This window comes from Streptomyces sp. NPDC101181 (assembly GCF_044767975.1).
Classification (GTDB): Bacteria; Actinomycetota; Actinomycetes; order Streptomycetales; family Streptomycetaceae; genus Streptomyces.
Genome location: NZ_JBIWOX010000018.1, coordinates 107,029 through 120,295 on the forward strand (window position 1 = coordinate 107,029; position 13,267 = coordinate 120,295).

At 73.3% G+C, this 13,267-nt stretch carries 11 protein-coding genes; 5 read left to right on the forward strand and 6 right to left on the reverse strand.

The window, feature by feature from the left end; genetic code table 11:
- The first annotated feature begins 607 nt into the window (after positions 1-607).
- The 4 genes from ACIRRU_RS24355 (at position 608) to ACIRRU_RS24370 (ending at position 4,233) form a co-directional block, all read left to right on the forward strand.
- Complete coding sequence (locus ACIRRU_RS24355; protein WP_403683835.1) at positions 608-1,465, forward strand: aminoacyl--tRNA ligase-related protein; 858 nt, start codon at positions 608-610, stop codon at positions 1,463-1,465.
- A gap of 128 nt (positions 1,466-1,593) precedes the next feature.
- Positions 1,594-1,899, forward strand: a complete 306-nt coding sequence (locus ACIRRU_RS24360; RefSeq protein ID WP_403683837.1) for an acyl carrier protein — start codon at positions 1,594-1,596, stop codon at positions 1,897-1,899.
- A gap of 25 nt (positions 1,900-1,924) precedes the next feature.
- Positions 1,925-2,698, forward strand: coding sequence for a hypothetical protein (locus ACIRRU_RS24365; protein WP_403683839.1), 774 nt, complete (start codon positions 1,925-1,927; stop codon positions 2,696-2,698).
- Between the two features lie 8 nt (positions 2,699-2,706).
- Positions 2,707-4,233, forward strand: coding sequence for a condensation domain-containing protein (locus tag ACIRRU_RS24370; protein ID WP_403683841.1), 1,527 nt, complete (start codon positions 2,707-2,709; stop codon positions 4,231-4,233).
- A gap of 51 nt (positions 4,234-4,284) precedes the next feature.
- Here the strand turns inward: ACIRRU_RS24370 and ACIRRU_RS24375 are convergent, their stop codons facing one another.
- Positions 4,285-4,887 (reverse strand): SMI1/KNR4 family protein, encoded by a 603-nt coding sequence (locus tag ACIRRU_RS24375; protein WP_403683842.1) that lies wholly within the window; start codon positions 4,885-4,887, stop codon positions 4,285-4,287.
- A 1,009-nt stretch (positions 4,888-5,896) separates the two neighbouring features.
- Here ACIRRU_RS24375 and ACIRRU_RS24380 point away from each other — a divergent pair.
- A complete protein-coding gene (locus ACIRRU_RS24380; protein WP_403683844.1) occupies positions 5,897-7,447 on the forward strand; it encodes a hypothetical protein in 1,551 nt (516 codons plus the stop codon).
- A gap of 98 nt (positions 7,448-7,545) precedes the next feature.
- Here the strand turns inward: ACIRRU_RS24380 and ACIRRU_RS24385 are convergent, their stop codons facing one another.
- The 5 genes from ACIRRU_RS24385 to ACIRRU_RS24405 form a co-directional block, all read right to left on the reverse strand.
- Positions 7,546-8,490, reverse strand: coding sequence for a Gfo/Idh/MocA family protein (locus ACIRRU_RS24385; protein WP_403683846.1), 945 nt, complete (start codon positions 8,488-8,490; stop codon positions 7,546-7,548).
- 81 nt (positions 8,491-8,571) lie between these two features.
- Positions 8,572-9,786, reverse strand: a complete 1,215-nt coding sequence (locus ACIRRU_RS24390) for an ROK family protein (RefSeq protein ID WP_403683848.1) — start codon at positions 9,784-9,786, stop codon at positions 8,572-8,574.
- Positions 9,787-9,847: 61 nt separating this feature from the next.
- On the reverse strand, positions 9,848-10,798 hold the full coding sequence (locus ACIRRU_RS24395) for a carbohydrate ABC transporter permease (RefSeq protein WP_403683850.1): 951 nt from the start codon (positions 10,796-10,798) through the stop codon (positions 9,848-9,850).
- Positions 10,795-11,775, reverse strand: a complete 981-nt coding sequence (locus ACIRRU_RS24400) for a carbohydrate ABC transporter permease (RefSeq protein WP_403683852.1) — start codon at positions 11,773-11,775, stop codon at positions 10,795-10,797. Before ACIRRU_RS24400 ends, ACIRRU_RS24395 begins: the two co-directional genes overlap by 4 nt.
- A 60-nt stretch (positions 11,776-11,835) precedes the next feature.
- Positions 11,836-13,242, reverse strand: a complete 1,407-nt coding sequence (locus ACIRRU_RS24405; protein ID WP_403683854.1) for an ABC transporter substrate-binding protein — start codon at positions 13,240-13,242, stop codon at positions 11,836-11,838.
- Positions 13,243-13,267 lie beyond the last annotated feature (25 nt).

Here is a 13,267-nt window from a genome sequence, read left to right on the forward strand (position 1 = left end):
GGTGGAGCGGGCGGTCGTACGAGCAGTGGTGCGGCCAGGCGGTGAGGCGGGCGAGCGGGGACGGGTGACCGGGGGTGACCGGGCCGGTCCGGGAGGACCCGGCGGCGGGCGAGGAGCGACACAGAGACACCCGGTACGACCCAGGGGCCCGACGGGCGCCCCAGGCGCGACCCAAACAATTGGTCCAGACCTCCTGTGCTGTCAAGTGCCCTACAGCAAGCCGGACATGAGGAGGTTCGGGTTCCGCCGGTAGCACCGATTCCGCCTGCTGACACCGGTCCCCTTTGGTCTAGACATGCGCCGGAGGGCTGGCTACTGTCGAGCCGATTCACCGCCCGCAGCCCCACCGCACCGCACCGCACCGCCAGGCTTCCCGCGACGCCCTCCGGCCGGAGTGCCGGAGCAGTGCCCGGACCGCCGACCGTCGTCCTCGACCTCCCGCCGACGCCCGAGCCGCACCGGCTCCCGGATCCCTCGCGCTGCCCGTCCGTTCCTGCCACGCAGGCCTCGCCACCCGGCGGCTTCGCCCTGCTCCGGCCGCCCTGTTCCCCGACCCCGCATCCGCCTCCCGCGCCCGCCCGTCCCTACCCGAGAGGGAACGCCTCCGATGAGCACCTCCCCCACCGCCGCCCCGCCGGAGCTCGGCCTGAAGAGTCCTGGCGCGGGCCTGATCACCCTGGACCCGGTGCGTACGGCCCTGCTGCACGGCCTGGACGGACTGCTCACCGGACTCGCCGCCCGGCTCTCCGCCCCGGAGGTCGTGGGCCCGCCCCTGCTGTCCGTCGAGGGGCTGACGCGGCTGGACTACTTCCGCAACTTCCCCCACCTCGGCGTCTCCGCCGCGGGGTTCGCCCCGGAGGCGCTCGACGGTCTGGCCGCCGGAACGCCCGCCTCCGAACTGCCGTTGCGGCCCACCGGCCATCTGCTGCCGTCGGCGACCTGTTACGGACTGCTGCTCTCCCTGGAGGGCGCGGATGTCGGCGCGGCCGGGCTGCGGCTGTCGGCGACCGGGCGCTGCTTCCGCAACGAGACGCACTACGACGGGCTGCGGCGGCTGTGGGGCTTCCACATGCGTGAGGTGCTGTACCTCGGGACGCGGGAAGGCGCCGTCGAACACCTCGACAAGGGCTCGGAGTTCGTGCGGGAGGTGGCCGCCCGTCTCGGACTGACCCTGACCCGGGCCACGGCCGACGACCCCTTCTACGACAAGGGCGGCTCACGGGCCAAGCTGATGGCCCTGGACCCGGTGAAGCACGAGTTCAGCGCGCCCGACGGCACCGCGATCGCCTCGGTCAACCGGCACCGCAACTTCTTCGGGGAGCGCCTGGGCATCCGGGCCGGTGAGCACGGCTCCGCGTACAGCTCCTGCGTCGCCTTCGGGGTGGAGCGCTGGGTGCACGCCATGATCCTCGCCCATGGCACGGCGGGCGCCGCGCTGGCCCGGCTCCGTGAGGCCGCGGACTGAGCGGCTGCCCCGTCCGCCGATGACGTGTCCCCGTCCGGGACGGAAGCACGTCTCCGCCTGCGGGACGGAGGGATGAGCCCCCGCCCAGGACCAGGAACCGAGCAGCCACAGAGAAGGAGCAGCCCGCCATGGAACGCATCGTCGCGTGGATCCACGAGAAGAACCCCGGCCTCGAAGGGCCCATCGGCAACGACGAGGATCTGATCGAGGCCCGTCTCATCGACTCCCTGGACTTCCTGGAGTTCGTCTACCTCCTGGAGACCGTCTCGGGTCGCGAGATCGACCTCCAGACGGTCACCATCGAGGACTTCGGCACTCTGGACCGCATCCAGGAACGCTTCCTCTCCACCCCCGGCCCGGCCGCACCGCGGACACCGCCGACGCCGCAGGCGGCCCCGGAGCCGGGACCGGCACCGCAGGCGGCCGCCCGGTGAACGCCCGGCCGCCCGGTGTACGGCCGTGCTGAGCGGTCCGCGGCTCAGGCCGCCGGGCCGCCGCACCGCGCGGGCCGTGGTGGCCACCACGGCGGAGGTCCTGGACCGGGGCGGCCTGGACGAGGGCGCGCTCGCCCCGTGGGAGCGGCGGCGGCTGGCGAAGGTCCGCGTCCCGGACCGCCGCGACGACGTGCTGGCCGCGCGGCTGCTGCTCCGGCTCTGCGCGGCGCGTCTCACCGGGTGGCCGCCGCGCGAGCTGGTCCCGGTCCAGTTCTGCGCGGACTGCGGGCGCCACGGCCACGGGCGGCCGTTCCTGCGGGACCACCCGGAGGTGGGGATCAGCCTGAGCCACGCGGACGGGCTCGTCGCGGCGGCCGCCGGGCCCGGGGCCGTCGGCGTCGACGTGGAGCCGGCGGGCCGCCGCGTCGGACCCCCGCCGATGTGGGCCCGGCTGCTGGGTGAGGCCGGACTGCGGGACGCCGCCGCGCGGCCCGACCCCGGCCGGGCGGTGCTGCGGCAGTGGGTGCGCGGGGAGGCGCTCTTCAAGGCGGGCCACCGGACCGGGCCGCTTCTCCCCCGTCCGCCCGGACTGCCGTGGGCGGACGGACCCGGCAGCCACCCGAGCCGCCTGGACGGGCTGTACGTCCTGGACTGGACGGACGAACGGCGGGCAGCCGTGGTGACGGCGGTCGCCGCCGCCCCGGTCCGCCTCCTCTCCGCCGCGTCGCTCCTCACGCAGTCGGCGCCCCGCGCGCCCCATACTCCCCGCGCTCCCCGCGCTCTCCACGAAACGATGTGAGGTAGCAGATGTCATCGCACGACACCGGGACGGGCGACACCGGGACCGCCGCGGTCGAGACCGGCAGCGGCACCGGGACGGCCGACGACGCCGAATCCGGAACGGTCGGGACCGGAACCCGTACGGTCCGGTTCTCCGGACTGCGGTCCGGATCGGCCCCGATGAGCTGGGGGCAGCAGGCGATCTGGAAGTCCATCAACTGGCTGGCCGAAGAGGCGCACTACTTCAACCTCGCCCGCGTGGTGGCCCTCCCCGGCGGGACGACCACGGACGGGGTCCTGAGCGTCCTCGGGGAGCTGATCGCCCGCCACGAGGCCCTGCGCAGCACGTTCGCCAACGGGCCCGACGGGCCGGTGCAGCGGGTGTACGGGAACGGCTCCGCCGCCGTCGCCGTGCACGCCGCCCCGGCGGACGCGCCAGGCCCGCCGGACGAGGCGGACGCCCAGGCGCTCGCCGACCGGCTCGCCGCCACGCCGTTCCGCAACGGCGAGGAGTTCGGGATGCGGTACGCGGTCCTGACGTACGCCGGGGAGCCGGTGTGGCTGGTCATGGTGGTGTCGCACCAGGCCACGGACTACGGCGGCGTACGGGTCATGGAGGACGAGCTGGCCCGGCTGCTGCGCGGCGAAAGCCTGGAGCCGGTGGAGTGGCAGCCGTTGGACCAGGCCCGCCACCAGCAGGAGGGCGAGGGCGCCCGGCGGGGCCGCGCCGCGCTGGACCACTGGGAGCGCGCGCTGAGCACCGCGCCCACCTCGCACTTCGACTTCCCGCCGCCGCCGGACGGGGCGGGCGAGGACGATCCCGGACGCTTCGTCCGGCTGCGGCTCGCGTCGGTGGCCGGCGCGGTGGCGGCCCAGCGGCTGGCCGACCGCTGCCGGGTCAGCACGAGCACGGTCCTGCTGACGGCCGCGGCGGCGACGCTCGCCGCGTACACGGGCCATGACCGCGCGGTGATGCTCCTGATCGCGGGGAACCGCAACGAACCGAGGCTCCAGAGCATGGTGGGCGCGCAGACGGAGAACGCCCTGTTCGTCCTGGCGCCCGGGGAGGGAACGTTCGAGGACGCGGTACGCGGCGGCTTCCTGCCGACGATGAGCGCCTACCGGTACGGCGAGTACGACCCGGCGGCGATGGACGAGGTGCATGAGCGGGTCGGCCGGGCGCGGGGCCGGAAGCTGGACCTGTCGGCGTTCTTCAACGACGTACGGATGCGGGACCGCTGGGACGCCCTCCCGGACACCGGGGACGACCCGGAGGCGCTGCTGGCACTGCGGGCGCGGAGCGAAATCTCGTTCATCGGGTCCTGGGCCCGCCAGGACGCCAAGTACTTCGTCCACACCCCGTACTGCCCCGACCGGCTTCATCTGTATCTGATGGCCGACACCCACTACCTCCCGGTGCCGGTGATCGAGGGCCTGTTGCGGGCGATGGAGACGCTGCTGGTGGAGAGCGTGCACGGGAAGGTGACACCGGCCGAGGCCCTGCGCGGCCTCACGCTCCCGACCGCGGACCGCGCGCCGGACAGCGGGGCCTGAGGGAGCCGGGGGCCGGTCCGGACGCACCCGGACCGACCCCCGGTGCTCGCCTCACTCCATGTCGGTGTATCCGTCGTCGAACAGCTCGGCGAAGCTCGGGAACTCCTCCACGTCGCCGTACTTCGGGGTGAACAGATGGGCGGTCCACTCCCCGTCCGGTCCGGCGTCGGTGGGGTCGAGGAGCCAGAAGTCCTCACCCCCGGCGACCTCGATCGAGCGGTTGAAGAGCTCGACGTACTCCTCGTTGCCCTCGATCGAGTCGTAGATCGCGATCACGCGCGACCCGGCATCGCTCTCCCGCATCCAGGTGACCCGCTCGCAGGGGTGGACGAGGTCCACCCAGCCGTTGACGCGCATCCACCCGTTGCTGGCCAGGAAGAACGCGCGCAGGCTGGGCGGGAACCGCACCCCGAGCCGCTCCTCGGCCGCCGCCAGGGCCGCTTCGCTGGCCGGGGCCTCTCCCAGCCAGCGGCCCAGCGGGGCACCTTCCAGGAACTCCTCGTACGCCTCGTCGTCCATCCACTCGAAGTCTTCGTCCGAGTCCTGGGTCCGCAGATACCGCTCGTCGTAGTTCTGCAGGTAGCCGCGCCACGCCTCCGGCGTGGTCAATACGGGTGCACCAGAGGCCTCTTGGGCCTCGTCTATCTCGCTCATGCCGCCGATACTGCCCGGTCCGCCGGGGGCGCGGCCACCCGGGTCCGGCGAAGTGGTCAACCCCTCGCGTCAACGCATCACACTCCCGAATGAACCACCCATGTCGCATATTTGATCGAAAACCGAGGCCGCTCACCTGCGGCGTTCCCGGCGCCCCGGTCACGCCCGACGACCGCCGTGTACGGGCCGCCCCGCTGAGCAGGGAATTGGCCCGCACCGCAGGGGCTGAGGAGCGACGGGCGGATTCACCCCTACGGGCAAGCGCGCGGCGGGGTCTTTGCCCCGGCGCGGTGCGGGCGGCTTGCGTAAGCCCTCTGACGCGGTGTCCTCCCCACGCGCGACCGCTTCCCGCACCGAAGGGAGTCCGGGCCCTCCGCGCACCCGGGTCCGGCGCGCCGCCCCGATCCTGAGGAGCCCCCGCGTGACCAGCAAGCCACCCCAGCGTGTACCCGGCTCACGGACGACGGCACCGTCGGAGAACGGCAGGACGGCATCCGCGCACGGGGCGCCCCGGCCCGTCGCGGACCCGGTGCCCGCGCCGCGGGAGAGCGACGCGCGCGGGCACGCGGCGCGGGAGGCGTCCGCCTCTCCCGGTTCCGCGCCCCCCGCCGAGCCCGTCGGTGAGGGCGCGGCGGGCCCGCGGGAGAGGACGCTCGGGACGGTGCCGCACCCCTCGCGCGGCCTCCCGGTGAGCGGCATCCCGGCGGGCGCCCCGGCACCTGGGCCGCGAGCCGGGGGGCTTCCGGCGGCGGGTCTACCGGCGCAGACCCGCGCCCCCTTCGACGGCCGTCCGGCCCCGGCACCGGGCCGTCAGGCCGTCGCGCGCCTCGGACACGTGGTGGGCAGGGCGGCCGAACCAGAAGCACCCGCGATCCCGGACGCCGCGCGCAGGCCGACCGGGGACGACCGGGCCGGGAACGGCCCGACCGGGAACGGTCCCGCACCCGTGGAGGCCCCCTCGGCTGCCCGGCCTCCCGCCGGGACCGGAGCAGGGCCCTGCGGACCCGTCGTGGCCGGAATGGGCGTCTCCGGAGTCGTCGCGGCCGGTGCGGACGGGTCCGGCCCCGACGCGGACCGTCCCGCCGAGGCTCCCGAGGCGCATCCGGCCGGGTCCGTCGCCCCGGCGGGAGATGCGGCGCCCGCACCGTCACGGTCCGCCCCGCCCGCCCACCCCGCTCCCCCGGAGGAAACGCCCGAGGCACAGGAAACGCCCGAGGCACAGGAGACTCCGGAAGAGACCGCTCCCGCTCCCCACCTGCGCCGTCGCCGCCGCCGTCGCTCCGGGGTGGCGCTCGTGGGGGCCGCCCTCGCGGCGGTGGCGGCCGCCGTGGCTGTGCCGCTTCCGGTGGCCGGTGAGAGCTCCGGGGCGGGGAACGAGCAGCGGGCATCCGAGGAGGACGTGGCCACGTCCACCGTGGCGGCCGGGGAGGTGCTGCGCGCCATCGCCGCCACCAACTCCGCCCGCGGGAGCGGCGCCGAGGGGGGCGCGTACCGCGCGGACGCCCTGCGTTACGCCCTCGCCGCCTGGGGCGTCGCGGGTGAGCCGGAGCAGGACGACGCGCTGAACGGCCTCCTGGCGCGGAACAACCCCGCGGTGGCTCCGGCCGCGACGCTGCGCCCGGGACTCGCCCCGAGCGGCGAGGTGCTCGCCGCCGACGTGGCCCCGGAGGGGCACCGCCTGGCCGTGCTCACCCGGGCCGACGGGGCGGACGGGGCTCGCATGGGGGTGCTGTCGTTCGGCGCCGACGGTTCCGGCATGAGCTGGCGTACGGTCGGCGGGCCGGTCGACCCCTCCTCCGTCCTGGCCATCAGCGACTGCGGCAACGTCCTGGCCGTGGCCCAGCCGGACGGCCGTCGCACGGTGTACGAGCTGACCGCCACCGGCTCCTACGTCTCCGACGACGCCCGGGTGCCCCCGGTACCGGCCGACGGCGCCCAGTTCCTCGACTTCAACACCGACACGTCCTCCCTGCTCCACGTACGGGGTCCGCGCGAGGACCCGCACGGCGAGATCGTCCCCCTGAACCACGGCACCCCGCACGGTTCGGGAACGGTGCGGGTGCCCGAGGGGGAGAACTTCTCCGACGTGCGCCTCGACGGCTACGGCCCCGCGGTCGTCGCGTCCACGGAGCCCGCGGCGCTGAACCGTTACGGCGGCGAGGTCGAGGCCGACCGCACCGACGCCTCCGCCCGGTACCGCGTCCGTCTCACCGCGTCGGCCGACGGGATCCGGACCCTGCGCCTCACCCACCCGGGGCTCGACCGCTCCTACGAGGCGGTCCTTCCGGACGGCGCGGAGGTGAAGGCGTACGGCGACGGCCGCCGCCTGTTCGTCGTCCCCGTGCACCAGAACGGCGACCGGATGCGTGTCATCGTGCTGCACGGCTCCGACCTCGCCGTCCTGGACGCCCGCCGCGCCGACGAGGCGAGCGGCGGCACCGCCGAACTGGCGGAGCGCGCCTGCGCCACCGGCCCGCAGCCGCTCACCCGGAGCGAACTCGGCGCTTTCCCCGCCGCGGAGCGCCCCGCCATCTCCGCCGCCTGGCCCTGCGACACCTGAGACGCTGAGAGGGGCCCGCACAGCGCGCGTCGCCGCGGGACCCGCGCCCGCCGGGTCCCGACCGGGTCCGGGAGGTCCGTCCGTCGTGTTCCGACGCCCTACCCGGCCAGGCCCGCGCTGTCCGTGGCCTGTTGGAGGAGGTGCTGGATCCGCAGGCCGTGGGCGGCGTCGAGGTCCGCGGCGCGCCCGGTGCGGACGGCGGTGGCGAACTCCCGCCGGAGGATCGGCCAGCACTCCTCGTGGTCGATCCCCGCCGTGTCGTAGGCCAGCTCCTCGTCCGGGCCGAACAGCTCCACCCGGGTCTGCGCCCGGTCCACTCGGACGCTGCCGGACAGCGAAGCCTGGCTGATGGCCCCGTTGGCGTGTTCGCACGTCACCTCCGTCCAGCGCCGGGGATCTCCGGTGGCGCGCAGCGACGTGATCGGGCCGACGGCGGTGTCGAGGAGGTCGAGCAGGTGGGGACCGAGGTCGAGAAGCGCGCCGTGCTGGAGGCGCCAGGAGGTGGCGAACTCGCCGCCGAGGAAGGCTCCGTGGAGGTAGGAGGACCGGGCGCCCGTCACCTGGAGGGTGGCGGCCTTCGCGAGGAAGGCCCTGGTGGTGGGGTGGTACCTCTTGGTGAGGACGAGCTGGGAGGCCACGCCGTGCTCGGCGACCGCGTCCGCGACGGCGCGGGCGCTCGCCAGATCGGTGCCGAGCGGCTTCTCCAGGAGAAGGGCGCGCCCGGCCGCCGCGGCTCGGGGAGCCAGGGCCGCCTGGACCGCGGGCGGTACGGCGAAGGCGACGGCCTCGCAGCTGTCGAGGAGTTCCTCGAAGGAACCGGCCGCGGTCGCTCCGTAGGCGGAGGCGACCTCCTCGGCCGCATCCGGGCGCCGGGCCCAGACACCCGTGAGGGTCGTCTCGGGGCCCGCGGCCAGGATGCGGGCGTGCGTCGCGCGGGCCCAGGGTCCGGCGCCGACGAGGCCGACGCGGACGGGCTCACCGGTCCAGTCGCCCTGCGGGAGGGTGCCGGTCCGGTCGTTCCGGGGAGGGGTGGTTGAGGACATGCGTGACCGTTCTTGGTGCGGATGTGGTTCGGGAAGAAGGAGAAGAGGTGGGTGGGGTTCGGGCCGAGATGCGGAGGTGGCTCAGGCGGAGTCGTCACCGCGGGCGAGGGCGGTGAGTCGGGCGTCGGCCCGGTCGGGCGCGTACAGGTGCTCGACGACCATGACGCCTGCCCCCGCCAGGGCAGCCTTGTCGCCCAGTTCGGACGTGACCACCTGGAGGCGGGCGGTGGTGCGGGGCATGGCCCGCTGGTAGATGAGCTCGCGGACGCCGGTCAGGAAGGGCGTGCCGGCCAAGTCGCCCGCGAGCATCAGCACTCCGGGATTGAGCAGCGTGACGACGGTGACCAGGACCTCTCCGACCCGCTGGCCCGCCTCGCGGGCCAGTCGTATGGCGTGCGGCTCACCGGCGGCGAGGTGAGCGCGGACGTCGGAGCCGGAGGCCGTGGGGATACCGATGGCGGTCAGCTGCTCGGCGATCGACCGGCCGCTGGCGACGGCGGCCAGACAGCCGTAGGAGCCGCACATGCACAGCGCGTCGGGCCGGTCGTGCAGGCGGATGTGACCGATGTCGCCGGCGCCGCCGTCGATCCCCCGGTAGATCTCGCCACCGACGACCACACCGGCGCCGATTCCGGTGGCCGCCTTGATCAGGACGAAGGCGTCGCACCGGGGATGACCGGCCCGCTGCTCCGCGAGGGCCATCAGATTGGCGTCGTTGTCGACGAAGACGGGCGGGGCGCCGGGGCCGGGAGCCGGACCCACGTGTTCCAGCCAGGCGTCGCGGAGTCGTTCGCGGACCGGGAAGCGGTCCCAGCCAGGCATGATCGGCGGCTGCACGATCTGTGCGGTGTCCCACTCGACCGGTCCGGGAACGGACAGCCCGATGCCGCAGACCTTCTCGGCGGGAACCGCCGCCTCGGCGAGCAGCGGGCCGAACCAGCGGGCCAGTTGGTCCAGCACGCGGTCGGGGCCGTCGGCGATGACCAGGTCGCCGGTGTGCTCGGCGAGGACGGTGCCCGCGAGGTCGAGTACGGCGGCGCGGGCGTGCCGGGTCTCCAGATCCGCGACGAGCACCACGGCGTGGGCGGGGTCGAACTCCAGCCGGGCCGACGGGCGTCCGCCGGTGGAGGTGCCGGTCGCGCCGCGCAGCCACCCCGCGCCGAAGAGCTGGTCGAGCCGGTGGCCCACGGTCGACCGGGAGAGTCCGGTGGCCTGCTGGAGCTCTCCCCGTGTGGTGGCCTCGCCGCTGCGAATGAGCTGGAGCAGATGCCCCGCGCTGGCCTGGTTTCCTGCCATCCCCGCCATCCTAGTTCGATCATCGTCCGTTCCGCCGCCGGCCGACGCCCGCTGAGGGGCGTCAGCCCTTGTCGGCCCCGCTGGTCAGCCCTTCGGTGAGCAGCCGTTCGGCGGCGAAGAACACCACTACCACGGGGATGGTGAGGACGACGGAACCGGCCATCAGCACGGTCTTGGAGACCTCGATGCCGCCGGCGAGCTGCTGGAGTCCCAGGGAGACGGTCCAGGCGTCGGGATCGGCCGCGAGGAAGAGGAGGGCGAAGAGGAATTCGTTCCACGCGATCATGAACACGTACAGCCCGGTCGCCATCAAGGTGGGCAGCGCCAGCGGCAGGATGATCCTGCGGACGGTCTGGAGCCGCGAGGCCCCGTCGATCGCCGCGGCTTCCTCGATGCTGAAGGGGATGGTGACGAAGTAGTTCTTCAGCATGTAGATCGATACGGGGACGGTCTGTGCGATGTAGACGATCGCGAGGCCGACGAGGCTGCCGGAGAGTCCCATCTTGGCGAACATGACGAAGAGCGGCACGGCGAGCAGCGTGGCGGGGAAGAGGTAGACGGCGAGGAAGATCGCGCTGACCTGGCGGCCGCCGAAGAACCTGAGCCGGCTGACCGCGTAGGCCCCGGGCACCGCGGCGGCGAGGGTGAGCAGGACGGTGGCGATGGCCACGAGCGCCGAGTTGAGCAGCATCCGCAGGAAGCCCTGGCCGCCCTCGGACGTGGGCTTGAGGACGCTCTGGTAGGTGCTGAGGGTGAAGTCCTTCGCCGACACCCAGAGGCTGCCCGGGTTCTGGAGGAGGGAGTCGATCGGCTTGATCGACAGCATCAGCATGTAGAGGAAGGGCACGAGGGTGATCGCCACGAGGAAGAGGATCACGAACCTGCGCAGGGTGCCGAACAGCAGTTCCTCGAAGCGGGCACGGGTGAACGGTGCCCTGGGCCGCGGGGCGGCGGGCCGGGAGGACGCGGTGCGCTCGGGTCGGACGGTTTTCAGGGCCGGGGTGGCGGTCATGCTGATTCCTCCTGCACCTTCTTGGCGAAGAACCTGAAGTAGACGCCCAGAAGAGCTATGAGCACGACGGCGAGGACGAGGGCCTGCGCGGAGGCGGCTCCGACGTCGAAGCGGGCGGTCAGGAAGTCGTACACCCGCACGGCGACGACGTCCGTGCCGGAACCGCCGCCGGTGAGCAGGTAGATGTCGTCGAACTTGTTGAACGTCATGATGAAGCGCAGCACGGACAGCAGGGCGATGACGGGCATCAGCTGGGGCAGCAGGACGTGCCGGAACCGCTGGGAGACGGTCGCGCCGTCCACCTCCGCGGCCTCTTCCAGTGAGGCCGGCACCGCCTGGAGGCGGGCCAGCAGGAAGAGGAAGGCGAAGGGGAAGTAGCGCCACGCTTCGAAGGCGATGACCGTCAGGAGCGCCAGTGGGATGTCGAAGTGGGCTCCCAGGAGGCTGACTTCGTAGGAGCGGGTGGACAGGAAGGCGATGGGATCGTCCCAGCCGAAGAACCTGCGTCCCCAGTCGTTGACGAAGCCGTACTGCGGGCTGAGCGCCATCTCCCACACGAAGGCGACCGCGACGACGGGGGCGACGTAGGGCAGGAGCATCGTCGCGCGGAGGGCGCCGCGGCCGCGGAAGGGCCTGCGCAGCGCGAGGGCGGCGATCAGGCCGAGGACCACTGATCCTGCGGTGGCCCCCACGGTGTAGACGAGGGTGGTGCCCAGGCTGCTCCAGAAGCCGGGCGAGCCGAACACCTGGGAGAAGTTGTCCAGGGTCCAGCGGCCCAGGAGCCCGTTCTCCTGGATTCCGACGAGCTTGGCGTTCTGGAAGGCGAGCAGAACGGTCCAGGCGATGGGCAGGATCACGACGACGAAAACGACCAGGAAGGTCGGGGTGACGAAGGCGAGGCCCGCGCGGTTCTCCCTGCTGGCCGCCGATCGCGGCGTGGTGCGGCGCTTCTTCGCGCCGCGCTGGAGTGTGCTCATGGGTCAGTTACCTCGGTGAAGGTGCGGTGTGCGGCTGCCGGGCAGGCGGGTGGCCGTCGGTTACTGGAGGGACTTCTGGAGGGCGGCCACCTCGTCGTTGGCCTCCTTCGCGGCCTCCTCGGGGGTGATCTGGCCGCTGGTCATCGCGCCGATCGCCTTGGCGACGGGCAGCTCGCCGTTGGTCGCGCCGACGAGGGTCCCCTGTCCCTGGGTGAGGCCCCAGCGCTTCATGTCGCCGACCCCGTCCACGAGCCGGTCCAGCAGCTCGGTGGGGAACGCCTTCTGGAGGGACTCGCGGCGGTCGACGCCCATGACGCTCTGGCGCCACGCCTGCTCGAAGGAGCCGGGGCTCCGCGGGGTCCCGGTGCGGACGGGGATCTTGCCCTCGGGGGCCATGCCGAACCAGTCCTCGTAGCCCTTGTCCATCATGTACTCGATGAACGCGCGGGAGGCGCCGGTCTCGGCGGTCCTGGTGACGGTCCAGGAGGTGATCTCGCCGAACTGGGCGGGCTGGTCGCCGTCAGGGCCCTGGAGGGAGGTGACCACGCCGGTGTTGCGGGCGAGGAAGCCCGGGTCGTCCTTGCACTCGGGGCAGCTGGGCAGCGCGTCCTGTCGCAGTGCGGCCAGTTCGTCCAGGAGGAAGGACGACCAGACCATCATCGACGAGGTGCCGGAGAAGTAGGAGGCGCGGGTGGTGTCCACGCTCTGGGTTCCGGGCGCGCCGTGTTCGCGGGCGAGGTCGTCGTAGGCGGTGAAGGCGGCACGGCAGGCCGGGGAGTCGAGGGCCGGGTCACCGGCCTCGTCGACCAGTTCGCAGCCGTTGGCCAGGGCCAGGTCCTCGAAGCTCTGCTGGGTGAAGACGTCCGAGGGGTCGGTGGCGAGGGAGATGCCGTCGCGGCCGTCGCCGTCCAGTTCGGCCGCGGCCTTCAGGGCGCGGCCGTAGCTGTCGGGTGCGGGCAGGGCGGCGTCGGCGAAGCGGTCCTTGCGGTAGACGAGCAGCTGGAGCCAGGCGTCGGAGGGGACGCCGAGCCGGGTGCCGTCGTCCTCGGTGAGGGCGAGGGCGTTGGCGTTGAACGTACCCGGGTCCAGGTCCTTCACGATCCGGTCGGCGATCTCGGTGTTGAGCAGTCCGTTGCCGTACATCTGCCACACCTGGCCCATGGGGACGGCTCCGATGACGTCGGGGAGTTCCCCGGCGGCCGCCGCCGACATGATCAGCTGGGGAAGCTGGGACTCGTCCACGCCGACGAGGTCGACCGTGATCCCGGTCTCCTTCTCGAAGCGGCTGACGACCTTCCGCGTCGCGGCCATGCGCGGTGGCAGATTCTCCTGCGACCACACCGTGATCCGGTTGTCGGCCCGCCGGCTGTCGCCGGAGTCTCCGGAGCAGCCGGCCAGCAGACCCGCGGCCAGGGTCACGGCGAGTCCCACCAGGGTCGTCCTCGCTCGTCGGACTTTCAGCACCATTCTGTGTCCTCACGCCACTTACGCA